The organism is Agrobacterium larrymoorei (genome assembly GCF_030819275.1).
GTDB lineage: Bacteria > Pseudomonadota > Alphaproteobacteria > Rhizobiales > Rhizobiaceae > Agrobacterium > Agrobacterium larrymoorei_B.
This window is the reverse complement of record NZ_JAUTBL010000001.1, coordinates 801,142-827,858: the sequence shown is the minus strand read 5'-3', so window position 1 is coordinate 827,858 and position 26,717 is coordinate 801,142. Positions and strand designations below refer to the sequence as shown.

Here is a 26,717-nt window from a genome sequence, read left to right as displayed (position 1 = left end):
GTCGTCTCAGACGGTCATGCAGCCTTGCGTGAAGAGGGGAACGCTGATTGCCGAGGCGTAAAGCCAACCCCAAAATAGACAAAAGGCTTGAGCGGCAGAGCCATTCAAGCCTTTTGAAAAGGATAGACGTTTGAGCTGCGATTAAGCGGCTTCAGCGGTCTTCTTTGCGATCTGGCGACGCAGCAGGCGGGCGCGCATCGAGAGATCGTTTTCGTCAGACTTCAGAAGGAAGGCATCGAGGCCGCCACGATGTTCAACGGAGCGCAGGGCCGCTGCGGAAACGCGCAGACGGAAACGCTGGCCGAGAGAATCGGAAATCAGAGTCACCTGGCAAAGGTTCGGGAGGAACCGGCGCTTGGTTCTGTTGTTGGCGTGGCTGACGTTGTTGCCCGTCTGGACGCCCTTGCCGGTCAATTCGCATACACGGGACATGGGTACACCTATTCGTTGTCACTGTATGGCTATCAGTCTGCTCTCCGGCAAAATCCGGTTTGCAATCCAACAGCCGATGATTGGAAAGTTGCGGTTCTATAGTCAGAGCCGTCCGTGCAGTCAAGCCGCTCGCGCCCTTTTGTACGCGATTTCACCGGTTTTGCTGTGGCTTCCGCTTTTTTATTGCCACAAGTGGGCGTATATGATCGCCGGAAACACGCGGCTTTCGGTGCCCGTCGAGGTGATATCTCCATGATCGTCAATGCACAAAGACTTTTTGCCGCTACAGCCCTGGTACTTTGCGGTCTCACGCCTTCCTTCGCTGCCGAATCGCGCCATGACAGCGAATATTCCATCGCGCTTGGGGTTTTGCCGATCGCACGCGCCAACTTCTCGACAAAGATGAATGGCTCGACCTATTCAATTTCCGGCTCTTTCAGTTCGGCAGGCATCGCCAGCGTGCTGAAGGACATTTCCGGCAAGACGACAGTGTCTGGCGCCAAGCGCGGCAATCGCATGCAGGCGAATGAATATTCGCTGGTCTACAAGGACGGCAAGCGGACCCGCACCTATGACGTGCAGTATCGCAACGGCAACGTCACCTCGACCACCATCAACCCGGCGCCGGAATCCCGGCCGGACAATTGGGTGGATGTGAAGGATCGCGATCTCCGCTCCGTGCTCGACCCGATCTCCGGCCTGATCTTTCCGGTCGGTGGCCGCATCTGCCCGAGCCGCCTGCCGATCTATGACGGCGAGTCGCGTCTCGATCTGGTGTTGAGTTCCAGCGGAACGAAACCCTTCAAAACCAACGGCTTTTCAGGCGACGCGGTTGTCTGCAACATGCGTTATGTGCCGAAATCCGGCTTCCGCAAGGGTCGCAAGGATATCGAATATCTGAAGTCGATCTCCATGGAAGTGTGGTTCGCCAAGGCAAGCACCATGGATGTCTACGCACCGGTCTATGCGCGCATCCCGACAAGGGTCGGCCAGGTCTACATCACTGCCACGAAATATGGCGGCTGATCGCGTTCCAGCAGAAGTGGCTCTTTAACCCGGCTCCCAGCCGGGTTCGGCCATGACGAAACTGTCGAAAACGAAGCCTCGGGGCAACGGTACAGCCGACCAGCGTGAAGTCGCCAAGACTTTCCGCCGACTGCCAGCAATTGGATGGGACGATTGCCTGCGGCTGCTCACCATCCAGGATCGCTGGGCCGAGGCGCACAGTTGTGACACTCTTGCCGTCCTCGGACATATGGAGCGATAGCGGCGCCCCAGCGTAGTAATGCCAGACTTCGACGGCGTCGATCACCTTGTGCCAGTGCGAGCGCTGGCCCTTTTCGAGCAGGTAGTAGATCGCCGTCGAGTGGCCGCGCTCTTCGCCATTCGCATCGCGAAAGGTCTGGCGATAGAAGCCGCCTTCGGGATGCGGCTCCAGATTGAGGGCGGCAATGATGGCGGCCGCAGACTGTTCTGCTGCCATCAGAAATTATCCTTGCGCGCTCTGATCTCAGCAAACACGTCCTCATCTGTCGCGCCCTCAAGGCCAAGATGGGCGCGGATGCCGGTGTCCGCCACGCGCATATAGGGATTGGTTTGCTTCTCGAGCGCGATCGTCGTGGGAATGGTGAAGCGGTTCTCATTGCGTAGCGCCTCGACGTCACTCAGGCGGCGCTTCAATGCCTCATTCTGTGGATCGACGGTGACGGCGAAGCGGGCGTTGGAGAGCGTATACTCATGGCCGAAATAGACTTGCGTCTCGTCCGGCAGTGCCATCAGCTTCTGGAAAGAGCGCCACATATCGGCCGCTGGGCGCTCGAACAGGCGACCGCAGCCCATGGCAAACAGCGTGTCTGCGGCAAACAGCAAGCCGTCTTCGGGAAGATAATAGCAGATATGTCCCGCCGTATGCCCGGGCGTTGCAATGACCTGTACACGGCGACCGGCAATCTCGAATTCGTCGCCATCGGCGGCGGTCTTGTCGAGACCGGGAATGGCGACCGCCTCATCATGGGGTCCACGGATTTCGCAGTGGAAACGCTCCTTTAGTGCGAGATTGGCTTCCACATGATCCTGATGGTGGTGGGTGGTGAAGATGTGGGTCAACTGCCAGCCGCGGCGGTTGAGGGCTGCGAGGATCGGCGCTTCTTCCGGCGCATCGATGGAGATTGTCGTACCGCTTTCGCTGTCATGCAGCAGCACGCCGAAATTGTCGCTTCGGCATGGAAAGACTTCGATATCCAGCGGCTTCATGGTTCGCTCCCTCTCGCGCATTTAAACCTGTCTCTCCTATTTAGGCGACGCGCGCTTGAAGTCCAAGCTTGAAGTCCTTTCGCGAGCCGCTACATTCCAGCCATGAACACCGATATCGTCGATCTGCGCGAATTTTATCATTCCCCTCTTGGCCGTTCCGCCGAACAGGCGATCACCATGGCGCTGTCGACGCTTTGGCCATCGATGCCGGATGAGCGTCTTGTCGGTCTCGGCTATGCCGTGCCGTTTCTCGATCGGTTTCGCCACGATACGGAGCGCACCTTTGCCTTCATGCCCGCAGGGCAGGGCGCGGTGAACTGGCCAGCAGGCGAGCTCTCCTCCACGGCGCTGGTCTTTGATGAGGAGTTGCCGTTGCCCGATTCCTCGATTGATCGCGTGTTGATGATCCACTCGCTGGAATTCGTCGAAAATCCGCGTGAGGCGCTGAAGGAACTCTGGCGGGTGCTGGCGCCCGGCGGGCGTCTCGTCATCGTGGTGCCGAACCGGCGCGGCGTCTGGGCGCGCATGGAGCACACGCCTTTCGGCTCTGGCCGGCCCTATTCCCGCAGCCAGTTGACGGCACTTCTGCGCGAAACGAATTTCACGCCCGGGGCCTCTTCCGAAGCGCTGTTCTTCCCGCCATCCAAGGTCCGGTCTGTTTTGAAGTTCCGTCGTTACATTGAGACGATGGGGCGGAGAATCTGGCCGGTCTTTTCTGGCGTCATCATCGTTGAGGCGCAAAAGCGTCTCTATCAGGGGCTGCCGGTGACGCAGCGTGCGTCCCGTCGCGTTTTCGTGCCGGTGCTGGCGCCGCAGGGTGTGCCCAGCACCCGGACGAGATTGACGCAAAACACGGGAACAGCAAAAGACGCTCTGATACTCGACAAAGGGCTGCTTCCAGTCTAATGCCTTCGGCATTGTCAGGCCGGATTTCCCGGCGCTTTTCCGAAGGTCGATGAAATGAGTGCAGAGCTTAACCAACCTGTTCCGCGTCCGGGTATCCTGGATATCGCCGCCTATGTTCCGGGCAAGGAGCATGTGGACGGTGTGGCCAAGGTCTATAAGCTCTCCTCCAACGAAACACCGCTTGGCGCGAGCCCCAAGGCGATCGAAGCCTTCAAGGCGGCGGCGTCCAATCTTGAGATCTACCCGGACGGTCAGGCAGTGGCACTGCGTCAGGCGATTGCCGATGTTCACGGCCTGAACCCGGCCAATATCATCTGCGGCAATGGTTCGGATGAATTGCTCGGCCTGCTCTGCCACGTCTATCTCGGTGCGGGCGACGAGGCGATCATCACCGAACACGGCTTTCTCGTCTACAAGATCCAGATCATGGGCGCAGGCGCCACGCCGGTCACCGTCAAGGAAACGGATTGCACGGTCAATGTCGACGCGATCATCGACGCGGTTACGCCGAGGACGAAGATGGTGTTCATCGCCAATCCGGGCAATCCGACAGGCACCTATGTTCCGGTTTCGGAAATCCGTCGTCTCCAGGCGACGCTGCCGAAGAATGTCATTCTGGTTCTCGACGCGGCTTACGCCGAATATGTGCGCAAGAATGATTATGAAGCGGGTCTTGAGCTCGTTTCCGGCAACGGCAACGTGGTCATGACCCGCACCTTCTCCAAGGTCTACGGTCTGGCAGCGCTGCGCGTCGGCTGGATGTATGCACCGGCTGCCATCATCGATGCGCTGAACCGCGTGCGTGGCCCCTTCAACATGAATGCGCCTGCCATTGCCGCAGGCGCTGCGGCCATTCGCGATCAGGCCTTCATGCAGCAGGCCGTAGCGCATAACCTTCTGTGGCTCGACAGATTGACTTCGGTCTTCACCGAGCTTGGCCTGAAGGTCACCCCCTCCGTCACCAACTTCGTTCTCATTCATTTCCCCGATGAGGATGGCAAGCGTGCTGCCGATGCTGACGAGTTCTTGAGCCGCCGTGGCTATATCCTGCGCGCGGTGCGGGGCTACGGCTTTGCCAATGCGCTGCGCATGACGGTCGGCTCGGAAGAGGCCAATCTCGGCGTCATCGCCGCGCTCAAAGAGTTTATGGGTCAGGCGTGATGGCAGACATTCTGTTCGAACGCATCGCGCTGATCGGCATCGGCCTGATCGGCTCGTCCATTGCTCGTGATATCAAAGAACGCGGCCTCGCACGCGAGGTGGTCGTCTCGACGCGAAGCGAAGAGACGCTGAAGCGCGCCGAGGAGTTGGAACTGGGGACATCCTACACTACCTCGGTGGCTGATGCCGTGAGGGAGGCCGACCTCGTCATCGTCTCGGTTCCCGTCGGCGCATCCGAAGATGTGGCAAAGCAGATCGCGCCACATCTGAAGGCGGGCGCGATCGTGACCGATGTCGGCTCCACAAAGGCATCCGTCATCGCGCAGATGGCGCCGCATATGCCGGAGCATGTGCATTTCATCCCCGGACACCCGCTGGCGGGTACGGAAAAATCCGGCCCGGACGCCGGCTTTGCCGGTCTCTTTCGCGATCGCTGGTGCATCTTCACGCCGCTGCCCGGCACGGATGCTGCCGCGCTCGATCGTCTGAAAGGTTTCTGGCTGGCGCTCGGTTCGCGCGTTGACGAGATGGACCCGGAGCATCACGACAAGGTGCTGGCGATCGTCTCGCATCTTCCGCACATCATCGCCTATAATATCGTCGGCACCGCGGACGATCTTTCGACGGTCACCGAGTCGGAAGTGATCAAATACTCCGCCTCGGGCTTTCGTGATTTCACCCGACTGGCGGCATCCGATCCCACAATGTGGCGCGATATCTGCCTGCACAACAAGGATGCGATCCTCGAAATGCTGGCGCGGTTTTCGGAAGACCTGGCCTATCTGCAGCGCGCGATCCGCTGGGGCGAGGGCGACAAGCTGTTCGAGCTATTTTCTCGCACCCGCGATATTCGCCGCTCTATCGTTCAGGCGGGCCAGGACGTCGATGCGCCGGACTTCGGCCGCCATTCGCTGGACCAGAAGAAATAGGGTCGGGATTTTCGCCGTCATTCTTGAGCCGGAATTGCAAGGGAAACATTGGTTGCCGCTGTCTTCCGCGGTATTCTTTGGAGTGGACATTGTAAGGGCGGATATCGCTGATCGGCAATGGTGGCGAACATTGAAAAACAGTCCCGAAGAGGGCGGCTCAAAAAACTGATTGCAGGGGCTGGCGGTCTTGCTGCCGCCGGTCTGTCGCTCGGCTATTCCATGTATGAGCGACGCGAGAGCGAGATTGTTCCGGTCGTGGAGGCTGCAAAGTCCGTCGATGCCGGGCGTTGGCAGGTAGAGCTGGCTTCTGCCAGCATTATCTCTCTCATGCCGAACGGGCTGAAAGTGACACCAGGCAAACAAGCGGTGGCCGTCACAATGCGCCTCGAAAACAGGTCCGCGGAAAGCTCCAATATCTACGGCGATGTGGTCAGGATCGACAACATCAAGGACGCTCCGCGACCGACATTCTATCTCGACCGGGATCGTGATCTGCTCGGCGACTTGCAGCCGATGATGCCAGAGACAGTGACGGCTGTGTGGGAACTTCAGGACGATGCCCCGGTGCCTTCGTCGCTCGACGTCTCGGTACAGGGTGAGGTTTTTCGTCCGCGGGACAATCTCTATGCCGCTCCGGGCTGGTTTGCGAAGGGCGCCGTCGCGAAAGTCATTCTGCCTCTGTCTGGTCAGGGCAGCACTGAGGGGGCGCCGTGATCCGGACAGCCTTCTACTCAGCTCTCGCAATGCTCTCGGTCCTCGCCCTGATGGCGCTCAAGGAAACGACGCCATCCTACGCTATGCTGACCGGCCCGATCATCACGCGTGGACATGCGGGCGAAACGGTCTCTGGGCGTGCGTTCAGCGCCAAGCTCTCACAGGTTCGCAAAGCCAAGGTCCTCTCCTATGACAGCTTCGGGCGGAAGGTAGAGCGCGATACATCCGGCGTCTGGGTTGTCGTCACGGTGGAAGCTGCCGCATCGACAGAGACATTACCGATACAGGCGGCCACAATCATTGGCGCATCCGGTCGTTCCTACAGACAGTCGACACGGGTTGACGGCGTGCCGGGTGCCCTATCCACCAAGACCATTCAACCCGGTCTGCCGACGTCCGGCATTTTCGTTTTCGAATTGCCCGAGGCTGAGACCTCGCGGATGGCGCTGATCCTTGCCCGACACTATTCCCCGCAACTCAGCGATCAGCTCGACATCTCGATCGACGCAGGCAAGGTTATCTCTCAATCGACATTGGAGATCGGCAATGATGGGCGCTGATCGGGAACGCACATTGTGGTGGATTTCGTTTATCAGCCTGCCTGCCCTTGTGGTGCTGGCCTTCTCCCTGAATGCCTGGCGCAGCGTTCAGGAATATCAACGCCGTACCGAAATCGAGATCGTCGGGAATGCCCGCGACCGCATGTATGCGGGTGCGCTATGGCAGGTTGAGGCGGCCCGTTTGCTGGGTGATGGCAAGGACACGCCACTTCGCCTTCCAGGTGAGCGGCGGCTGCTCATTCTTCGGCTCAGCGCAACGGCAGTCAAAGACATCGGTGAAGATTGGTCGCAGTGCCAGATCAGTCTGGTCGACGGTCAAGGCTGCCGGTGGCTGCCGCTGGATGTGACCTTGGCGAACAATGTCAGCCGCGAACTCGATCCTAAGGCGACACCGATCAATGGCTGCGGTGTTGCCTCGCTGACGCCGCTTTCAAAAGGCGAAAACACCTTGATCGAGGAGAAATTCCTTGTGCCGGCCCCTGTCGCAGGTCAACTTTCGGCACGGATCAGTTTCTCGCCGTCGCGCCCCGCCGCACTTTCCATCCCGCTTCACCTCGGTTCGCAATAGAGCGCCGTGCTCCCCTTCGGGCCGATGCTGTAGCAATAACCGGAGGAAAACCGGTTCACGCGTCGAGCGCTCGCGCCCGCCATTCGCGTCCACGAGCAAAGCCAATTTCGAGTGTGGCGGCCAGCAGGCAGATTTTCAACGGTGAGACCAGCAGTCCCTCGCCGGGGTCGCTCGGCGTGCCGAAGAGCAAGGAGATGCCCTGTACAATGACTTGCCAAAGCGCAATGTCCTGCGGGCCGATCCAGCGTGAGATCCCAAACCACGCCCACGCCGAACCGAAGTCCAGCAGGCGGTAGGAAAGGATGGCGCAGAGGGTCAAGGCGAACCCGGAGCTGAGCGCGAGCCCCACGCCTTCTGCCAGGGTTCGGTAACGCTTCAACGTTCCCGCGATAAAGTGAGAGACGAAGTCCTGCAAAAATTTCGGAAGTGCCTGCCATTTGGAGACAGCGGCAGAAAGACCGCGGCTTGGCAGAGGATATTCGCCATTAATATCGTAGCCATAGATCAGCGCGGCAAGCGTCAGCCAGACAACGGGATAGAGCGCATAGAAGAAAACGGATTGCAATCTCTGGCTCAAGGAGGGGGCGGAAAATTCAGCGGGTGCAGGGAGATCCTGCGCGATGGCACCGGGCACCGGGTCTAGTTCTGCAAAGAGATGGCCGATCATGTCCGGCAGATGCGTGAACCAGTTGCGGATCTCGTCCTGCCAGGTGGAAATGACGAAGATACCGATGAATGCCCAGTTCGCTTCGCAGATGACGATGACGATCGGCCATAAAGGAGACTTCGACCGCTTGCTCATGAACTTGGCAAAGCGTCGGATGGCCCAGGCAATGGCAACGGAGACGATAAGCCAGGCACCGCCCGTGACTTCCAGCAGCTTTGCAGTTTCGCCGGAAAGCAGAAGGTCTAAGGACAGTCGCGCATAATCCCGTAGCGTGTCAGCAAGAAAGCCCCAGGCCGCATAGAAGGCGAAGAAGGGAACGAGCGTCAGCGCAAGGGCAGTGATGAAGTTTGCCTGTTTTGGGACGTTCGGCTCTATCGCTGCGTTCTGCGCGGAGGCGGCATGGAGCGCGGGAAGGCCGCGGCGGACGGTCTCAAACAGCGCGACGATGATAACCAACTTCAAAAGAACGACGAGCGATAGCAGAGACAGACCCGCCAGCGCGTTCCACCGGCCAATGAGTGCGGCCAGATCGGTGAGCGCGAGGCTCCCGGAAAAGCCGATCAACCATAGTGCCATGAGTTGCGGCCAGAAGCGCGCGAAGAGCACAAGCGTCAGATGCAGCGCAGCCACGCAGTCCCGCAGCGGGTTGGCTTGAGATTGGCTTGCGGACTCCAGAGATTGCTGCATCTGCCTATCATTGTTTCAAAAGCAGGAAGGACATCCACCGGCGCCCGTCAATCGGGTAGCCGGTCGCGATCAGCTCCGCCCTCAGATCGGCGGAATTTTGCCGAGGGGTATGAAGCCGCTGACGGTGGCGCGGCCGCGGTCGACCACGAGATCGACGGATGTGCGGTCGCCGCCGCCTGCGAGCGCACCGAGAAGCTTGCGGGCGGTGTCGATGGTGGATTGAAGCTGCGGGAAGGCCTGCTTGGCATTATCCGCCCAATCGCCCAGCTTTTCGATCTCCAGCTTGAACTTGCCCGACAGATAGCCCTGATCGTCGAAAGCAAACGGGCCGCTGATGCGCATGATGCGACCATCGCCAATATCGAGCATCACCCGGCGCAATTCGCCGCTTGCACCGTAAAGCCCTGTCGTATCGCTGCCGTCGATCATGCCGGCCTTACCCGCCAGCGTCACGTCGGCGATGGCGTTGAGGCGCGGCAGAATCTGTGGCCAGCCCTGAACGACTGTCGCGGCATCGTTGAGTGTTACCGCGCCGTCGAGATCGGCACCATTCTGACGCAGATGGACCTCTGTCTTGGCGGCGTCGAAATCGATGGTCTGGTTGGTGACGGAGGAGACGGCTTGCGCCTTCAGCCCGTCGATGACGAGCGACGTTCGGTCGATACCTTTAAGCTTGGTGACAAGGCTGGACTGAAGATCGGCCCATTGCGCCGAGACGGTCAGCCCATGAGAGGTGCGAATCTCAGCCGGAGAATCCAGCTCCCAGACGATATGACCGGGAGCGTAAACCTGTGCTGCCGAGCGCAGGGCGCCGAAGGATGTCGTCACGCCGGTTTTGGTGTCTTCGACATTCACCTTGGAGCAGAAGAGACCGATGCGGAAGGGGTAGCCGCGAAACGCCATATCAGTGCATTCGCCCTGCACACTGGACGTGCCGCCCGGCGCAATGGCCTTGATCACCGTTTCTTCCAGTCGCTTGGCGGCGTAAAACCAGCCCGCCGTATAGATGGCGATGACAAGCACGATGCCGAGCCCGAGAAAAAGGAATTTTCTGCCTGTACGGGATTGGCTTGACGTTGCCATGATGATCTCCAATGCTGCGCGGCGTATGATAGTGATTTGGCGTGCGATATGGACGATTTTTGGGTCTTTGGCTACGGTTCGCTAATGTGGAACCCTGGCTTCCCTTTTGAGGAGCGCCAGCGAGCGCGGTTATTCGGCTATAGGCGAGCGCTTTGCATCCGCTCCAACCATTACCGCGGCACGGAGGAAAGGCCGGGGCTGGTGCTGGGTCTCGAGCGCGGCGGCTCCTGCCTTGGCGTTGCTTTCCGGGTCAAGGCGTCGGGCCGCAAGCCAGTGCTCGATTATCTGCGGGAGCGGGAACTGGTGACGAATGTCTACAAGGAACGCCAGATCATGGTGAGCCTTGAAGACGGTCGGCGGCTGAACGCGCTGACCTATGTGGCCGATCCTTGCCACCCGCAATATGTCGGTGGTCTGGAGGTGGATGATGCCGCCTCGATCATCCGTAACGCGGAGGGCAGCTCCGGCCCCAACGCCGATTACGTCTTCAACACGGTAGAGCATCTGAAGGCCATCGGCATTCGCGATGCACTTCTGGAAAAGATCGCGGCTCATGTCGGGGATGGAGCAGAAGCGAAGTAGTTCCATCGAGATTTGTACGGTCGGACAAATGAAAACGCCGCGGATGTTTCGATCCGCGGCGTTTGTGTTTCAATCTTCGTCAGGACGAATGAGCTTCGGACGCCGGTGGCGGTGCCTCCCGGTGTTCCTCATGCTCCGTGACCGGCCGCTTGGTGCGCATCAATGTCAGGACGAAGACGAAGAAGGCGGGCACGAAGAAGACGGCCAGGATGGTGGCCGAGATCATGCCGCCGAGAACGCCGGTACCGATGGCGTTCTGGCTTGCCGCGCTGGGGCCGGTTGCAATCGCCAATGGGACGACACCGAGCGTAAAGGCAAGCGAGGTCATGATGATCGGGCGGAAGCGAACGCGTGCGGCTTGCACCGCCGAATCCAGCAAGGATTTGCCTTCGGCATAATAATCCTTGGCGAATTCGACGATCAGGATCGCGTTCTTGGCCGAGAGGCCGATAATTGCGATCAACCCCACCTTGAAGTAGATGTCGTTCGGCATGTCCCGGACAATGACGGCCAGCACCGAGCCGATGATGCCCAGCGGCACGACGAGCATGACTGCAAGCGGGATGGACCAGCTTTCGTAAAGACCTGCGAGAAGCAGGAAGACGAAGAGAATGCTGAGACCGAAAAGGAACGGTGCCTGAGAGCCGGACTTGATTTCCTCAAGCGCCTGTCCGGTCCATTCATAACCGATACCGGCAGGGAGCTCAGATGCGAGACGCTCCATCTCGGTGATCGCCGCGCCCGTGGAGTTTCCGGGAGCAGGAGCGCCGGCGATACGGATCGTGGGATAGCCGTTATAGCCAACCACCTGCGGCGACCCCTTCTGCCACTGCGCAATGGCGAAGGAGCTCAAAGGTACCATGCCGCCGCTGGAGTTGCGGACATTGAGCTTCAGCAGGTCCTCCACCTGAAGACGGTCGCGATCCTGCGCCTGCACGATGACGCGCTGCATGCGGCCAGCATTCGGGAAGTCGTTGATATAGGACGATCCGAGATTGGCGGTGATGGTGTTGTTGATATCCGCGAAGGTCACACCAAAGGTGTTGGCCTTTTCGCGGTCGATGACCAATAGCACCTGGGCCGCGTCCGGCAGACCTTCGATACGCATGCCGGTCAGGATCGGGCTTTGGCTCGCCTTCTGCATCAGTTCTGCGGCGGCGGCGGAAAGGGCAGCCTGGCCGATGCCGTTACGATCCTGCAGACGGAAGGAGAAGCCCCCGGAGGTGCCGAAGCCTTCGATGGGCGGTGGCGAAAGCGCGAATGTCGTGGCGTCTTTCAGGCCGAAGAGCTTCATATTGGCGCGGTTGGCGATATCCTGCGCGGAATTCCCGGCGCCGCGTTCGCTCCAGTCCTTCAGCGTCACAAAGGCAAGTGCGGCATTAGCGCCGTTCCCGGAGAAGCTGAAGCCCTGGATCGCGACGATGTCCTTCACGGCAGGATCTGCCTTGAAGATCGTCTCTATCTGCTTGATGGAGGCAAGCGTGCGGTTGGCACTGGCCTCTGGTGGACCCTGAATATCGACGATCAGGAAGCCCTGGTCTTCATTCGGCACGAAGGCGCTTGGCAGGTTGATGAAGAGGTAGCCGAGACCCGCGACCAGCGCCAGATAGATCACCATCATCCGGCCTGCTCGCTTGGCGGTGCCGGTTGCGGTTTTGGTGTAGCCGTTTGTCAGGCTGTCGAACTTGCGGTTGAACCAGCCCCCGATGCCACGCTTCTCATGATGACCCTTGGGGATCGGCTTCAAGAAAGTCGCGCACAGCGCTGGCGTCAACGACAGCGCCAGGAAGGCCGAGAACAGGATCGACACCACCATGGTCAAGCTGAACTGGCGGTAGATGATGCCTGTCGATCCGGGGAAGAAGGCCATCGGAATGAACACGCAGGAGAGAACCAGCGTAATGCCGAGGATGGCGCCGGTGATTTGCCGCATTGCCTTTTGCGTGGCGGCCTTGGGAGAAAGACCTTCTTCGGCCATGATGCGCTCGACGTTCTCAACCACAACGATGGCGTCGTCGACCAGAATGCCGATGGCAAGCACCATGGCAAACATCGTCAGCACGTTGATGGAGAAGCCTGTCGCATACATGACGGCGCAGGTGCCGAGCAGCGCCACCGGTACGACGAGCGTCGGAATGACCGTGTAGCGGAAATTCTGCAGGAAGACGAACATCACCACGAAGACGAGGATGATGGCTTCCACCAGCGTGTGCATCACCTTCTCGATCGAGGCGGAGACGAAGGGGCTCGTATCGTAGGGAACGCTGTAGGCGACGCCCGATGGGAAGAAGCGCGACAATTCCTCAAGCTTTGCCGTCACCGCTTTCGAGGTGGCGACCGCGTTGCCGGTGGAGGAAAGCTGGATACCGACGGCAGCACTCGGCTGGCCGTTCAGGCGGCTCGAGAAGTTGTAGGTCTCAGCACCGAGTTCGATGCGGGCCACGTCCTTGAGGCGAACTGAGCTGCCGTCTGAATTGGCGCGCAAAACGATGTTGCCGAACTCTTTTGTATCAGTGAGCTGGCCTTTGACCAGAACAGTGGCAGTCAAATCCTGCGAGACGGGATTGGGCGCTGCACCGATCTGACCGGCAGCCACCTGCGCATTCTGGGAGGTAATGGCGCTGTTGATATCGGCAGCTGTCAGATTGAGGCCGACGAGCTTGTCGGCATCGATCCAGACACGCATGGCGCGCTGGGCAGAGAAGAGCTGGGCGCGGCCAACACCTTCGATGCGGCGTAATTCGCCAAGGACGTTGCGGTTGAGATAGTCACCCAGCGCCACCTCGTCCATCGTTCCGTCGGTGGAGGTCAGCGTAATGAACATCAGGAAGCCGGAGGAGGCTTCTTCGACGGTCACGCCCTGCGAGGCGACGGCAGAGGGAAGACGCGCTTCCACGCGGCGGATGGCGTTTTGCACATCCACCGACGCCTGGTTGATGTTGGTGCCGGCCTGGAAGGTGGCGTTGATCGAGACCTGACCTGCCGTATCCGAGGTGGATTCGAAATACATCAGGCCTTCGACGCCGTTCAACTCGTCTTCGATGAGGCGGGTCACGCCCTGATAGATTTCCTGCGGCGAGGCGCCCGGATAGCTGGTGGAGATCGTCAATTGCGGCGGCGCCACCTTCGGATACTGCGCGATCGGCAGGAAGGGGATGGCGATGATGCCGGCAATCGAGATGAACAGCGCGAAGACCCAGGCAAGGATCGGCCGTCTTATGAATAGCTGTGCCATGACGTGACCTTATTGCTTCGGCGCTTGCGCGGCTGCATCGGCAGGCTGTTGCGGCTGCCAGGGTTCCGCAGCGATCTTGCCGCCGGGCTGAACTTTCTGTGCGCCGTCGACGATGATCTTCTCACCAGCCGACAGACCCTTCTCGACAACCCATTCGGTATCGAGAGCCTGTCCGAGTTCGATCGGTCGGGCTTCGGCGGTGCCGTCATCCTTGGCGATATAGACCATCGGCTTGCCCTCGGCGTTGCGGAGAACGGCGCGCTGGGGAATGGTGATGGCGTCCTGACGCACGGCCTGTTCGATGCGCACCCGCACATACATGCCGGGCAACAGGTTGCGTTTGGCATTGGGGAATTCCGCACGCAGCGTCACCTGACCGGTGGTGGCATCGACGCTGGCGCTGGCAAAGAGCAGGCGACCGGCATCGGCATAGACCGTGCCGTCATCGAAGACGAGACGCACGCTTGCCTGATCCGGTGCGGGGCTTGCAAGCTTACCCTCCTCGACGGCACGTTTCAGCGCCAGCATGTCCTGCGCCGATTGGGTGAAGTCCGCATAGATGGGGTCGATCTGCTGGATCAGCGCGAGGTTTTGCGCTCCATCAGCCGTGACCAGTGCGCCTTCGGTTACGAGGGCCGCACCGATAATGCCGGTGATGGGCGCGCGGACTTCCGTGTAGTCGAGGTTGATCTTGGCTTCATCAAGTGCCGCCTGCTGAAGCGCCACATCGGCGTCTGCCTGCGCAAGGTTCACGGCGGCTGTGTCGTATTCGATACCGGTCGCGACGTTGCGTTCGCGCAGCGTCTTCTGGCGTTCAAGCTGCTGGCGGGCATTGGCCTGCGTTGCCTGGGCGCGCTGCAGCGCGGCCTGCGCGCTTTCCACCCGCACCTTGAAGAGTTTTGGATCGATGCGGTAGAGAACGTCGTCCTTCTGCACCAGCGTGCCTTGCTGGAAGACCCGCTCCAGAAGAATGCCGGAAACGCGGGCGCGCACTTCCGCCACGCGCGTGGCAGCGACGCGGCCTGGCAGCTCGTTGACGACGGGAACGGCACGTGTCTTCAATTCAAGAACACCGACGGCAGGCGGGGGCATCTGCATGCCACCTTCCTGCGCGTGCAGCGATGGTCCCGACAGCATGATGATGCCGCCAAGAAACAGGCTCGCAAGGCGGGGCAAAGCTCTTCTGCTCAGCATTTTTAAAGTCCTCGTCTTCATCGCTATCGAGCGATCGTCATTTTTTATCGGGTAATGAAGCGTAGATGTCTTTGATGCCATCAAGAATGTCGTGCCTTTCGCCGGTCTCCCAACGATGAAAATCGAACAGTTCCATGCAACAGAGACCTGTCAGGGCAAGATAGGCGAGAAGCGCTGCTCGCGGGCGAGGGCCAGCCTTCATCGCTTCGAGGTCGGCCTTCGTCCATGCCCGCATGCGCTCATGAAGCTTTTCCTCGCTGGACATGGCTGCCGAAATGGCGAGGCACACAGCACGGTCGATATCGTCCGGCGCTTCTTCCGCCAGGCTGATCCGGCCAAAAAGCTCTGGATGAGGTGCTTTGCCATGGGAACCGACGGCCTCGCGGATACGGCTTTCTTCGGCGGTCATGTGGCGATCAATCAGCGCTTCAAGAAGCGCGCTTTTCGATTTGTGATCATAGACGACACGCGACTTGCTGACCCCGGCTTCCTGCGCCACCGCATCGATGGAGAGCCCTGCCGCGCCATCGCGCATGACAACGCGCTCGGCAGCATCGAGAATATCGTCGGTTTTGATCTTGCGCGTTCTAGCCATGAAACATCCTTTGAGAAAATTTAAGTACGAACGTTCGTTTTTAAAATCAAGCGATTTCTGCGGGTGCCCCGCATTCGGATGTTATTATTTTTGGCAATTCTAATAATGATGATTTTCTAGTGGCTTATAAAATGATGCGACGCAATATCCGTATCACCAATGATGTGAAGTTTGTAACGCGGTCACGCAGATTTGACGCGAGATGCGGGCGCCCACGGCGACCGCAGGCGAAGCCAGAGCGCGCACGTTCTCTTTGAACGACTGCGCCCGCTCTGAAACTTACGCATGCTCCTTTTCGAACCTTGATTTTTGCGGCGATGCTGTCGCCCGATGTGCAGACGGCCTACTGGAGCGTGTGGCGCGAAGACGGCAGCTTGAAACGGACTATGACAGGGTTTGGGCCGCGTTGATGGAGGAGACGAAACGCCGTGTCCGCTCCTGCTGCGGGGCCCGGAAGATCACGTCCGAGCTGCCGGTCTCAACCACCTTGCCGGCTTCCAGAAACACGACAAGGCTGGCGATCTTTGAGGCGAGGCGCAGATCATGCGTTGCCATGACCATGGTCGTGCCTTCCCGCGCCAATTGCCCCAGGACGTCGACCACTTCTGCGGAGAGTTCGGGATCGAGCGCCGAGGTCGGTTCGTCGCAGAGCAGAACCTTGGGTGACGGTGCAAGGGCACGGGCAATCGCGACACGCTGCTGTTGGCCGCCTGAGAGATTCGCAGGCCAGGCATCCGCCTTGTGCGCCATACCGACCTTTGTCAAAAGCTCCATCGCTCTCGTACGCGCTTTTTCAATCGGCCATTTCTGCACGACGAGAAGGCCTTCCATGACGTTCTCAATCGCGGTCCTGTGGGGGAAGAGCTGGAAATTCTGGAACACCATGCCCGTCTGGCGGCGGATCTTTTGGATTTCCTGCCATGCGACCTTACGACCATGATGGAAGGACACGCTGTCCGAGCCGATCCGCACCGTGCCTTCGCTCGGCAGTTCAAGCAGGTTGATGCAGCGCAGTAGCGTGCTTTTGCCGCCGCCCGAAGGCCCGACGAGAGCCGTCACGCTGCCTTCCGGAAAGCTCAGCGTAATGTCCTTCAGGATCACGGCGTCGCCAAAGCGCTTTTCGATGTTGGTGAGTTCGATCATCGGTTGCTCTCCATCATGCCGCCATAACGGGCAAAGCGCGCTTCAAGTCGTGCCTGTAGTGTCGATAGAACAGAGCTCAGGGCAAGGTAGATGAGGGCCGCTTCGATGTAGAGGATCAACGGCTCATAGGTCGTGGCAACGATGCGTTGGGCCGATTGGAAGAGTTCCGGCACGGTTATGGCGGCGGCAAGCGAGGTGTCTTTCACCAGCGAGATGAAGGTGTTCGACAAGGGTGGTACGGCAACGCGTCCCGCCTGCGGCAAGATCGTGCGCTGCATGGCCTGGCGCCAGCTCATGCCGGTCGAGAAGGCGGCTTCCCACTGTCCCTTCGGGACGGACGAAATGGCAGCGCGAATGATCTCGGACGTGTAGGCGCCGACATTCAGCGTGAAGCCGATGAGTGCCGCGGGAAATGCATCGAGAAGAATACCGATGCTCGGCAGTCCGTAGAAGATGACGAAGAGTTGGACCAGAAGCGGTGTTCCTCGGATCACCCAGACATAGAAGCGGGCAAGGAGAGCAATCGGAGCTGGCCCAAATAGCCGCGCGACCGCCGTCGCTAGCCCGAGCGCCAGGCCGAAGACGAAGGAGAGCAGGGTCAGCGGTATCGTGAACTTCACCCCCGCCCACAGGAGCGTGGGAAGTGAGTCCATCATCAATTGCAGCCAGTGCGGCACGAAGAAACCCTCAAAACAAAAAGGAAGCCCGGCGGTGGCCGGACTTCGTCTGCGAATGATTATATGAGAAGGATATAGCAGATGCAGCGCATCCGCTATTTAGAAAGAGCTTACTTGGAAACGTCCTGACCGAAATAGGTGTCGGAAATTTTCTTATACGTGCCATCAGCCTTGATGTCTGCAAGCGCCTTGTTGATCGCGGCAACCAGTTCATCATCACCCTTGCGAACGATGATGCCGGAGTAGTCGGCGTCCGGCTTCTCGGCAACGATCTTGACCGGTGCCTGCGGCTGCTTCTTCTTGAAGTCCAGGAAGGACAGGCTGTCATTGACGGTCGCATCGGCGCGGCCTGTCAGAACCAGCTGGATCGACTGGTCGAAGCCATCGGTGCCGACCAGTTCGGCGCCCGCTTCAGTCGAAAGCTTGCCGAAATTGCTGGTGAGCGACTGCGCCGACTTCTTGCCCTTCAGATCTGCAAAGCCCTTGATGTCGGTGTTCTTTTCGCTGACGATCAGCACGGCTTTCGACGCAATATAAGGCTCGGAGAACGCGTATTTCTGCTTGCGTGCCTCGGTGATACCGACCTGGTTGATGACGGCGTCGTAGCGCTTGGAGTCGAGACCGGCGATCAGGCCATCCCACTTGCCTTCGATGAATTCCGGTTTTACGCCGAGCTTTTCGGCCACAGCCTGACCGATTTCGACGTCGAAGCCGACAAGCTTTCCGTTGGCATCATGGAAGGTAAAGGGCGCGTATGTACCCTCGGTGCCGATCTTGATGACACCGGAGGACTTGATCTGATCGAGGTTTTCTCCTGCTGCAGACGGAGAGATCAGCGCGGCGTGCAGCGCAACAGTCGTTGCAGCCGTCGTTACGATTGTCTTGAACAAGCCCATTGGTATTTCCTTTTCCCTGTGACCGGATGCCATCGCTCCGGTTGATGTCTCATCCCATAAAGCGTGATGTATTAAACGGCAGAAACGTTCAAAAAGATGCGGAGGCGGGGAATATTTTTGCTGATTTTTTCATCTATTGGCGGCTTCTCCGGCAGTGGCGGCCTGAGCGCGATGAGTAGGGAATTTGATAATTATTTCCTATCGATGTAATCGGTAAATCCAACTTAAAACTATCACATCAATTGGCTAAGACATGAACCGCGAGGAGCACCGCGCCGGCTCCATCTTATAAGATGGGGGTGATCGTGCGACGAGTGGGCGGGCCATATTTCCGCAACCGCTCTTCATTGAATTTGATGATTTGATTTAGCAAAGCAGGAGAACATCATGGACAATCCCAATGCTAGCGCGGGCAAATGTCCCGTCGCACATTCTTCCCCGCGCGGAAGAGGCAATCGTGACTGGTGGCCCGATCAGCTGGATATCCAGAAGCTTCACCAGCATTCCAACCTGTCCGACCCGATGGGCAAGGACTTCGACTACGCCGAAGCGTTCAAGTCGCTCGATCTGCAGGCCGTGAAGAACGACCTTCATGCGTTGATGACGGATTCGCAGGACTGGTGGCCGGCGGATTTCGGTCATTATGGCGGTCTTTTCATCCGCATGGCCTGGCACAGCGCCGGTACATACCGCATCACCGATGGTCGCGGCGGTGCCGGCATGGGCCAGCAGCGTTTCGCGCCGCTTAACAGCTGGCCGGATAACGCCAACCTCGACAAGGCCCGCCGCCTTCTGTGGCCGATCAAGCAGAAATACGGCAACAAGATTTCCTGGGCGGATCTGATGATCCTGACGGGCAATGTCGCGCTGGAATCCATGGGCTTCAAGACCTTCGGTTTTGCCGGTGGCCGCGCCGATGTCTGGGAGCCGGAAGAGCTCTATTGGGGTCCGGAAGGCACATGGCTTGGCGACGAGCGCTACAGCGGCGAGCGTCAGCTCTCCGAGCCGCTCGGTGCGGTTCAGATGGGTCTGATCTACGTCAACCCGGAAGGCCCGAACGGCAATCCGGATCCGGTTGCCGCTGCCCGCGACATCCGCGAAACCTTTGCCCGCATGGCGATGAATGACGAAGAAACGGTTGCTCTCATTGCAGGCGGCCACACCTTCGGCAAGACGCATGGCGCTGGCGACCCCTCGCTGATCGGCGCAGAGCCTGAAGGTGGCGCACTCGAAGACCAGGGCCTTGGCTGGAAGAGCAAGTTCGGCACGGGCGTTGGCAAGGATGCCATCACCGGCGGACCGGAAGTGACCTGGACGCAGACCCCGACCCAGTGGAGCAACTACTTCTTCGAAAACCTCTTCAATTTCGAGTGGGAACTGACCACGAGCCCGGCGGGCGCCAAGCAGTGGGTGGCGAAGAACGCGGAGCCATCCATTCCGGATGCCTTCGATCCTTCGAAGAAAAAGCTGCCGACCATGCTGACGACAGACCTGTCGCTGCGTTTCGACCCGGAATATGAGAAGATTTCGCGTCGCTTCCTGGAGCACCCGGAACAGTTTGCCGATGCCTTCGCACGCGCATGGTTCAAGTTGACCCATCGCGATATGGGTCCGAAGGTCCGCTATCTCGGCCCGGAAGTTCCGGCAGAGGATCTGATCTGGCAGGACGTCGTTCCGGCTGTAAACCATCCGCTGATCGACGATCAGGACATCGCCGAATTGAAGGCAAAGGTTCTGGCGACCGGTCTTTCGGTTCAGGAACTGGTGTCCACTGCCTGGGCATCCGCTTCTTCCTTCCGCGGTTCGGACAAGCGTGGCGGTGCCAATGGCGCGCGCATTCGCCTGGAGCCACAGAAGAACTGGGAAGCAAACCAGCCCGAGCAGCTTGCAAAGGTTCTGTCGGTTCTCGAAGGCGTGCAGCGTGACTTCAATGCGGCCCAGACGGGCGGCAAGCAGATTTCGCTTGCCGACCTCATCGTGCTGGCAGGTGCTGCCGGTATCGAGAAGGCCGCAAAGGCTGGCGGACAGGATGTGGTCGTTCCGTTCACGCCTGGCCGTGCCGATGCCTCACAGGAGCAGACGGATGTAGCATCCTTCGCCGCACTCGAGCCGCGCGTCGATGGCTTCCGCAACTATGTCAACGAGAAGCGCCATCAGTTCATGAAGGCAGAGGAAGCGCTGATCGACCGTGCTCACCTGCTGACCCTGACCGGCCCTGAAATGACGGCTCTGCTCGGCGGTCTTCGCGTTCTCAACGTCGGCAAGCCAGAGCATGGCGTCTTTACCGACCGTCCTGAAGTGCTGACGAACGACTTCTTCGTCAACCTTCTCGACATGAGCACCCAGTGGGCTCCTGTCGCTGGCGAAAAGGGCGTCTACGAGGGCCGCGATCGCAACACCAATGCAGTCAAGTGGACCGGCACGCGCGTCGATCTGATCTTCGGTTCGCACTCGCAGCTTCGCGCCTTCGCCGAGGTCTATGCCTCTGCGGATGCCGGACGCAAGTTCACCAAGGACTTCGTTGCTGCCTGGAACAAGGTGATGAACGCCGACCGCTTCGATCTCGTCTGATTTCTGAAGCCAGAAAATAAAGAAGGGGCGTGATGAAAGTCGCGCCCCTTTTCATTTGGCCTGAAAACAAAAAATGCCATCCGCGCTCGACGGATGGCTTTACGTTGGGTGCCTAGACGATGCTTAGAGCGTGCCGTTGCGCTGCTGGATCATCATGTAGGTGTCGTAGGTGTATTCGGCGATCTGCGCCCAGAGATAGGCGTCTTTCTTGAAGGCCTGCTGGCTTTCGTAAATGGTTTTGAAGTCTGGGTTCACCGAGGAAATGCCGGCATAGGTTTCGACTGCGGCCTTATGGCATACGTCGAGGATTTCCTGGCTGAAGGGGCGAAGGATTGCGCCTTGTGCCACGAGTTCCTTGAGCGCCTTCGGGTTCTGCGCGTCATAGCGTTCCAGCATATAGGCGTTTCCGGCGGCGCAGGCGTCTTTCAGGATGCGCTTATAGTTTTCCGGCAGGCCGTTATACTTCTCCAGATTGATGAAGGCGTGAACGGCAGGGCCACCCTCCCACCAAGCGGGGTAGTAGTAATATTTGGCGACCTTGTAGAAGCCGAGCTTCTGGTCGTCATAAGGGCCGACGAACTCCGTTGCGTCGATCGTGCCCTTTTCAAGAGCGGCATAGACGTCACCGCCAGCGATCTGCTGGGGAGTGACGCCGACCTTCTGCATGACCTGGCCGGCAAGTCCGGCGATGCGCATCTTCAAGCCTTTGAGGTCATCGATGGTGTTGATTTCCTTGCGGAACCAGCCGCCCATCTGCGCGCCCGTATTGCCGAGCAGGATGGAATAGATGTTGTGCTTGGCAAAAAAAGCGTTCAGCAGATCGTTGCCACCAGCCTGATTGAACCAGGCATTGGTCTGGCGCGCATTGAGGCCGAAGGGGATGGCAGTTCCGAGCGCGAAAGTCGGGTCTTTGCCGACATAGTAATAGGAGCAGGTGTGGGCCATCTCGACCGTTCCGGCGCTGACTGCGTCTGCCGCCTGGAGGGCCGGGACGATTTCGCCGCCTGCGAAATGCTGGATGACGAAGTTACCGCCCGAAGCTTCCTTCACATGATCGGCAACCAGCTGACCGGCGCCAAAGAGAATATCCAGCCCCTTGGTAAAGGAGGAGGTCATACGCCATGTGATCTGCGGGTTTTCCTGCGCGATAGCCGGTGCTGCGAGGGCTGCTGCTGTGACGCCTGCGCCTGCGGCACCTGCGTTTCTGATAAACGATCTGCGATCCATCACTGATTGCCTTGACTGAAGCTTCGGCGAACCGCTTGGTACGCCTCCCGCCAATGTAATAACCACGTCCGATTGCAGCCTTCAAGACAATAGTGGTGATATTTCGGCCAGCCTTGAGTAACCTCAAGTTGAGATCGGCAACCCGGTCAGGCTTTAAGTGTCGGATCGTCAAAGGCAGGGTTGTAGAAGAGGGAGAGCGTCAGGCTTCTGGCGATGCGCTCCGCGGTCTGCATGAACCAGTCACGCGCTTCCTTCGTCGGCGCGATCTCATCCAGCGTTTGGGAAAACAAGGTCAGCCATTGGGGAAAGAGATCGGCGCTCATGCCGCCGACACCCATATGCGCCTGGACCGGTTTTCCGCCGTAGGCGCCGGTCTTGAAGGCAACGGAAGACCAGAAGCTCTTCATCTTTTCCATGTGCTCCGGCCAGCGGCCTGAAAGCCGGTTGTCGAAGACGGGTCCGAGCGTGTCATGCTCACGGACACGCTCGTAGAAGGTCTCGACCAGTTTGCAAATAAATGCCGCATCGACACCCATGCGCGCCATATCCCTTTCGGCGCGTTCTCGCATTGCGGCGCTGTGCGCAGCTCTTGCTGCCAGGTCTTCACTCATCGGTTATCGGGTCTGCCATGGATGGGGTGGAACGCAAATGTGGCATGGGTTGTTAACCATGCCACCGGTGGCCTCGCCGTCATTTACCTATTGCAAAGGGAAATGACCGAGTTTGGGCTCGCTGGAATGAATACCAGGAGCAATGGAAGATGGCCAGAATTCTCATTACCGAAGACGAAGACGCTCTGCGTACGTTTGTCGCCCGGGCGCTTCGCCTGGATGGACACGAAACCCACGAGGCCGCCGATGGCGAGCAAGGGTTCGAAAAACTGAGCGAACAGGATTTCGATCTTCTCCTGTCCGATATCCGAATGCCGGTGATGGACGGGATCGAACTGGCGCATCGTGCCTCGACGCAATATCCCAACCTCAAAATCCTGCTGATGACTGGCTATGCCGAACAGCGTGAGCGTGCGGACGACCTTGTCACCAAGATCATCGATGTCGTTCCCAAGCCCTTCGCATTGCCGGACATCCGCCTTGCCGTGGCCCGCGCTCTCGCGGCCTGACGCCATTCGCGATGGGTTTGCGAACCTGTCGCTTCTGCGGCTTTTGCCGTTGCTTCGAAAACGGGCCGCAGAATTTTGCATGCATCGCTGCCGCATGCTCTTTAAAGGCGTAAAACACCCCCCATATCCTTACTAGGTAAGCCGCGGCGGTCAAACGCGCCAAGGCTACGCGGCATTTGCAAATCTATCATGTGAGATGCCGAAGAGGGGTCTGCCGCTTCCGGGGGCTCCAATCCCAATGTGCCGATCTGTGCCGAAGGCGGGCAGGCCGGCAAAGGAGGTTATGATATGAACATTGAAAAATACTCAGAGCGGGTCCGTGGATTTCTTCAATCCGCCCAGACCTATGCGCTGGCGCAAAACCATCAGCAATTCTCGGCTGAGCATGTGCTGAAGGCGTTGTTGGACGACGATCAGGGCATGGCGTCATCGCTGATCGAACGCGCTGGCGGCGATCCCAAGGAAGCAAGGCTTGCCAATGATGCAGCCCTCGCGAAACTGCCCAAGGTTTCCGGTGGCAGCGGCGGTCTTTCGCTGACAGCACCGCTTGCCAAGGTCTTTGCGACTGCTGAAGACCTGTCGAAAAAAGCAGGCGACAGTTTCGTAACCGTCGAGCGGCTGCTTCAGGCGCTTGCTATCGAGACATCCGCGTCGACATCCGCATCGCTCAAAAAGGCAGGTGTGACGGCGCAGGCTCTCAATCAGGCGATCAACGATATCCGCAAGGGCCGCACCGCCGATAGCGCCAATGCCGAACAGGGCTTTGATGCGCTGAAGAAGTTTGCTCGCGATCTGACGGCGGAAGCCCGTGAAGGCAAGCTCGATCCGGTGATCGGTCGCGATGACGAAATTCGCCGGACGATCCAGGTTCTGTCGCGCCGCACGAAGAACAACCCCGTGCTCATCGGCGAACCGGGCGTCGGTAAAACGGCGATCGCCGAAGGCTTGGCGTTGCGCATCATCAATGGCGACGTGCCGGAAAGCTTGAAAGACAAGAAGCTGATGGCGCTCGATATGGGTGCGCTGATTGCCGGTGCGAAGTATCGCGGTGAGTTCGAAGAGCGTCTGAAGGCTGTGCTGAACGAGGTGCAAGCCGAAGCCGGTGGCATCATTCTCTTCATCGACGAAATGCACACGCTGGTCGGAGCCGGTAAGGCAGATGGCGCCATGGATGCGTCCAACCTCCTGAAGCCTGCCCTGGCACGCGGCGAACTGCACTGCGTTGGCGCCACCACGCTTGATGAGTACCGCAAGCATGTCGAAAAGGATCCAGCCCTTGCCCGTCGCTTCCAGCCGGTTCTGGTTGATGAGCCGACGGTCGAGGACACGATCTCGATCCTGCGCGGTCTGAAAGAAAAATACGAGCAGCACCATAAGGTCCGTATCTCGGATTCGGCTCTGGTTGCGGCTGCGACCCTTTCGAACCGCTACATCACCGATCGCTTCCTGCCGGACAAGGCCATCGACCTGATGGACGAAGCCGCATCGCGCCTGCGCATGCAGGTGGATTCCAAGCCGGAAGAGCTGGACGAACTGGATCGTCGCATCATCCAGCTCAAGATCGAGCGCGAAGCCTTGAAGCAGGAGACGGATGCATCTTCGGCTGACCGGCTGAAGAGGCTCGAAGATGAGCTGACCGATACGGAAGAAAAGGCGGATGCCCTGACGGCCCGTTGGCAGGCGGAAAAGCAGAAGCTTGGCCATGCCGCGGATCTGAAGAAGCAGCTTGAAGAAGCACGCAACGAATTGGCGATTGCCCAGCGCAACGGTCAGTTCCAGCGCGCTGGTGAGTTGACCTACGGCATCATTCCAGGCCTGGAAAAGGAACTGGCTGCGGCGGAAGAGCGCGACAGCAACGGTGCCGCCTCCATGGTGCAGGAAGTGGTGACGGCGGACAACATCGCCCAGGTCGTCTCCCGCTGGACGGGTATTCCCGTCGACAAGATGCTGGAAGGTCAGCGCGAGAAGCTGCTGCGCATGGAAGACGAACTCAGCAAGTCCGTGGTGGGCCAGGGTGAAGCGGTTCAGGCCGTATCCAGGGCGGTACGCCGTGCGCGTGCCGGTCTGCAAGACCCGAACCGGCCGATCGGCTCCTTCATCTTCCTTGGCCCGACGGGCGTGGGTAAGACGGAGCTGACAAAGGCGCTCGCTCGCTTTCTCTTCGACGACGAAACCGCGATGGTTCGCCTCGACATGTCGGAATATATGGAGAAGCACTCCGTTGCCCGGCTGATCGGTGCGCCTCCGGGCTACGTCGGCTATGAAGAGGGTGGTGCGCTGACGGAAGCGGTTCGCCGCCGCCCGTACCAGGTTGTGCTGTTCGACGAAATCGAAAAGGCGCATCCGGACGTCTTCAACGTCCTGTTGCAGGTGCTGGATGACGGCCGTCTGACCGATGGCCAGGGCCGCACTGTCGATTTCAAGAACACCATCATTATCATGACCTCGAACCTCGGTTCAGAGTTCCTGACGCAGATGGGTGACAGCGACAATGTCGACTCGGTCCGCGAAATGGTGATGGAGCGCGTGCGTGGTCACTTCCGCCCTGAGTTCCTGAACCGTATCGACGACATCATCCTCTTCCATCGCCTGCATCGCGATGAGATGGGTGCGATTGTCGATATCCAGCTTCGCCGCCTCGTTTCGCTGCTCAGCGATCGCAAGATCACGCTCGAACTGGATGAGGATGCACGGACCTGGCTTGCCAACAAGGGTTACGACCCTGCCTATGGTGCACGCCCACTGAAGCGTGTCATCCAGAAATCCGTTCAGGACAGGCTGGCGGAGATGATCCTGGGTGGCGAGGTTCCGGATGGTTCCACCGTCAAGGTGACTGCCGGCACCGACAGGCTTCTGTTCAAGGTCAAGCCGAACGCGTCGCATGATGGCGTGGCAGACGCTGCCTAAATTGATTAAGGGCTCCTTCGGGAGCCCTTTTTCGTTATGACCGATTTTTGAGAAAACAGATCATTCCACGTCGCCAGTGACGACGCCGACGAAAGGCAGTTCGCGGAAAGCGTAGGCAACATCCATACCGTAGCCGACGACGAAGTAATCCGGGCACTCGAAACCGACGAAGTCAGCTTCCAGATCTTCCTTGCGCTTGACCTTCTTGTCCAGCAGCACGGCAATGGAGACGTTACGGGCGCCACGCTCGTAGAGCAGTTCCTTGGCGAAACGCAGGGTACGACCGGATTCGAGGATATCGTCGATCAGAAGAACGTCGCGATCCTTTACGTCGCTATCGATATCCTTGACGATCTTCACGCCTTGCGAAACGGTGCCGGTGCCATAGCTGGAGAGTGTGATGAACTCGACTTCCGGTGCAAGTCCACTATCGTGCAGGGCGCGGATGAGGTCGGCAGCAAAAATGAAGGAGCCCTTCAACACCGCAATGACCAGCAGATCCTTCGTCGGACCCTGGGCGATATGCTTTGCCATATCGCGGTTGCGCTCGGCGATCTGGTCGGCTGTGTAAAGCGGCTCGATGTTTTTTCCACGAACGACGGGCATGGTA

The 26,717-nt window shown here is 59.1% G+C and carries 24 protein-coding genes and 1 pseudogene; 11 read left to right on the top strand and 14 right to left on the bottom strand.

What is annotated here, in order from left to right; translation table 11 throughout:
- Positions 1 to 141: 141 nt before the first annotated feature.
- On the bottom strand, positions 142 to 432 hold the full coding sequence (gene rpmB / locus QE408_RS03830; RefSeq protein WP_062427600.1) for a 50S ribosomal protein L28: 291 nt from the start codon (positions 430 to 432) through the stop codon (positions 142 to 144).
- Between the two features lie 252 nt (positions 433 to 684).
- Between rpmB and QE408_RS03825 the strand changes: the two genes are divergently transcribed.
- Positions 685 to 1,458 (top strand): DUF3108 domain-containing protein, encoded by a 774-nt coding sequence (locus QE408_RS03825; protein ID WP_306928686.1) that lies wholly within the window; start codon positions 685 to 687, stop codon positions 1,456 to 1,458.
- Positions 1,459 to 1,482: 24 nt separating this feature from the next.
- Here QE408_RS03825 and QE408_RS03820 read toward each other — a convergent pair.
- Positions 1,483 to 1,915, bottom strand: a pseudogene (locus QE408_RS03820) (cupin domain-containing protein).
- Positions 1,915 to 2,685, bottom strand: a complete 771-nt coding sequence (gene gloB / locus QE408_RS03815) for a hydroxyacylglutathione hydrolase (RefSeq protein WP_306928685.1) — start codon at positions 2,683 to 2,685, stop codon at positions 1,915 to 1,917. Before gloB ends, QE408_RS03820 begins: the two are co-directional and overlap by 1 nt.
- 102 nt (positions 2,686 to 2,787) lie before the next feature.
- On the opposite strand from gloB, the gene QE408_RS03810 reads away from it, so the two are divergent.
- The 6 genes from QE408_RS03810 (at position 2,788) to QE408_RS03785 (ending at position 7,523) form a co-directional block, all read left to right on the top strand.
- Positions 2,788 to 3,591: a class I SAM-dependent methyltransferase gene (locus tag QE408_RS03810; protein ID WP_306928684.1), complete on the top strand. Its 804-nt coding sequence runs from the start codon at positions 2,788 to 2,790 to the stop codon at positions 3,589 to 3,591.
- A gap of 54 nt (positions 3,592 to 3,645) precedes the next feature.
- Positions 3,646 to 4,752: a histidinol-phosphate transaminase gene (gene hisC / locus QE408_RS03805; protein ID WP_306928683.1), complete on the top strand. Its 1,107-nt coding sequence runs from the start codon at positions 3,646 to 3,648 to the stop codon at positions 4,750 to 4,752.
- Positions 4,752 to 5,681, top strand: a complete 930-nt coding sequence (locus QE408_RS03800) for a prephenate/arogenate dehydrogenase family protein (RefSeq protein WP_306928682.1) — start codon at positions 4,752 to 4,754, stop codon at positions 5,679 to 5,681. Before hisC ends, QE408_RS03800 begins: the two co-directional genes overlap by 1 nt.
- A gap of 117 nt (positions 5,682 to 5,798) precedes the next feature.
- Entirely contained in the window at positions 5,799 to 6,395 is a 597-nt protein-coding gene (locus QE408_RS03795) for a hypothetical protein (RefSeq protein ID WP_306928681.1), read from the top strand.
- Entirely contained in the window at positions 6,392 to 6,955 is a 564-nt protein-coding gene (locus tag QE408_RS03790) for a hypothetical protein (RefSeq protein WP_306928680.1), read from the top strand. Before QE408_RS03795 ends, QE408_RS03790 begins: the two co-directional genes overlap by 4 nt.
- On the top strand, positions 6,942 to 7,523 hold the full coding sequence (locus tag QE408_RS03785) for a hypothetical protein (RefSeq protein ID WP_306928679.1): 582 nt from the start codon (positions 6,942 to 6,944) through the stop codon (positions 7,521 to 7,523). Before QE408_RS03790 ends, QE408_RS03785 begins: the two co-directional genes overlap by 14 nt.
- 55 nt (positions 7,524 to 7,578) lie before the next feature.
- Here QE408_RS03785 and QE408_RS03780 read toward each other — a convergent pair whose 3' ends face one another.
- Positions 7,579 to 8,877, bottom strand: coding sequence for a hypothetical protein (locus tag QE408_RS03780; protein ID WP_306928677.1), 1,299 nt, complete (start codon positions 8,875 to 8,877; stop codon positions 7,579 to 7,581).
- A gap of 81 nt (positions 8,878 to 8,958) precedes the next feature.
- A complete protein-coding gene (locus QE408_RS03775) occupies positions 8,959 to 9,960 on the bottom strand; it encodes a DUF2125 domain-containing protein (RefSeq protein WP_306928674.1) in 1,002 nt (333 codons plus the stop codon).
- 48 nt (positions 9,961 to 10,008) lie between these two features.
- Here QE408_RS03775 and QE408_RS03770 point away from each other — a divergent pair, with 48 nt between their 5' ends.
- Positions 10,009 to 10,542 carry a gamma-glutamylcyclotransferase gene (locus QE408_RS03770; protein WP_306928672.1) on the top strand — a complete coding sequence of 178 codons (534 nt, stop codon included), beginning with the start codon at positions 10,009 to 10,011 and terminating at the stop codon, positions 10,540 to 10,542.
- A gap of 79 nt (positions 10,543 to 10,621) precedes the next feature.
- Here QE408_RS03770 and QE408_RS03765 read toward each other — a convergent pair whose 3' ends face one another.
- The 6 genes from QE408_RS03765 to QE408_RS03740 all read right to left on the bottom strand — a co-directional run bounded on the left by QE408_RS03765 (position 10,622) and on the right by QE408_RS03740 (position 18,282).
- A complete protein-coding gene (locus tag QE408_RS03765) occupies positions 10,622 to 13,777 on the bottom strand; it encodes an efflux RND transporter permease subunit (RefSeq protein WP_306928671.1) in 3,156 nt (1,051 codons plus the stop codon).
- Positions 13,778 to 13,786: 9 nt separating this feature from the next.
- Positions 13,787 to 14,914 carry an efflux RND transporter periplasmic adaptor subunit gene (locus tag QE408_RS03760; RefSeq protein WP_306930181.1) on the bottom strand — a complete coding sequence of 376 codons (1,128 nt, stop codon included), beginning with the start codon at positions 14,912 to 14,914 and terminating at the stop codon, positions 13,787 to 13,789.
- Between the two features lie 94 nt (positions 14,915 to 15,008).
- On the bottom strand, positions 15,009 to 15,566 hold the full coding sequence (locus QE408_RS03755) for a TetR/AcrR family transcriptional regulator (protein WP_306928669.1): 558 nt from the start codon (positions 15,564 to 15,566) through the stop codon (positions 15,009 to 15,011).
- A gap of 384 nt (positions 15,567 to 15,950) precedes the next feature.
- Complete coding sequence (locus QE408_RS03750; RefSeq protein WP_306928667.1) at positions 15,951 to 16,709, bottom strand: amino acid ABC transporter ATP-binding protein; 759 nt, start codon at positions 16,707 to 16,709, stop codon at positions 15,951 to 15,953.
- Positions 16,706 to 17,386, bottom strand: coding sequence for an amino acid ABC transporter permease (locus QE408_RS03745; RefSeq protein WP_306928665.1), 681 nt, complete (start codon positions 17,384 to 17,386; stop codon positions 16,706 to 16,708). Before QE408_RS03745 ends, QE408_RS03750 begins: the two co-directional genes overlap by 4 nt.
- Positions 17,387 to 17,496: 110 nt before the next feature.
- Positions 17,497 to 18,282: an amino acid ABC transporter substrate-binding protein gene (locus QE408_RS03740; protein WP_306928662.1), complete on the bottom strand. Its 786-nt coding sequence runs from the start codon at positions 18,280 to 18,282 to the stop codon at positions 17,497 to 17,499.
- 387 nt (positions 18,283 to 18,669) lie between these two features.
- Here QE408_RS03740 and katG point away from each other — a divergent pair, with 387 nt between their 5' ends.
- Entirely contained in the window at positions 18,670 to 20,853 is a 2,184-nt protein-coding gene (gene katG, locus QE408_RS03735) for a catalase/peroxidase HPI (RefSeq protein WP_306928660.1), read from the top strand.
- 123 nt (positions 20,854 to 20,976) lie between these two features.
- Here katG and QE408_RS03730 read toward each other — a convergent pair whose 3' ends face one another.
- Both QE408_RS03730 and QE408_RS03725 read right to left on the bottom strand, forming a co-directional pair.
- Positions 20,977 to 22,080: a TRAP transporter substrate-binding protein gene (locus tag QE408_RS03730; RefSeq protein ID WP_062427614.1), complete on the bottom strand. Its 1,104-nt coding sequence runs from the start codon at positions 22,078 to 22,080 to the stop codon at positions 20,977 to 20,979.
- A 146-nt stretch (positions 22,081 to 22,226) separates the two neighbouring features.
- Positions 22,227 to 22,691: a group III truncated hemoglobin gene (locus QE408_RS03725; RefSeq protein WP_306928657.1), complete on the bottom strand. Its 465-nt coding sequence runs from the start codon at positions 22,689 to 22,691 to the stop codon at positions 22,227 to 22,229.
- Between the two features lie 149 nt (positions 22,692 to 22,840).
- Here QE408_RS03725 and QE408_RS03720 point away from each other — a divergent pair, with 149 nt between their 5' ends.
- Positions 22,841 to 23,200 carry a response regulator gene (locus tag QE408_RS03720; RefSeq protein WP_062427616.1) on the top strand — a complete coding sequence of 120 codons (360 nt, stop codon included), beginning with the start codon at positions 22,841 to 22,843 and terminating at the stop codon, positions 23,198 to 23,200.
- 288 nt (positions 23,201 to 23,488) lie between these two features.
- Positions 23,489 to 26,107 carry an ATP-dependent chaperone ClpB gene (clpB, locus tag QE408_RS03715; protein WP_306928655.1) on the top strand — a complete coding sequence of 873 codons (2,619 nt, stop codon included), beginning with the start codon at positions 23,489 to 23,491 and terminating at the stop codon, positions 26,105 to 26,107.
- 60 nt (positions 26,108 to 26,167) lie between these two features.
- Here the strand turns inward: clpB and hpt are convergent, their stop codons facing one another.
- Positions 26,168 to 26,713, bottom strand: coding sequence for a hypoxanthine phosphoribosyltransferase (gene hpt / locus QE408_RS03710; protein ID WP_306928652.1), 546 nt, complete (start codon positions 26,711 to 26,713; stop codon positions 26,168 to 26,170).
- Positions 26,714 to 26,717 lie beyond the last annotated feature (4 nt).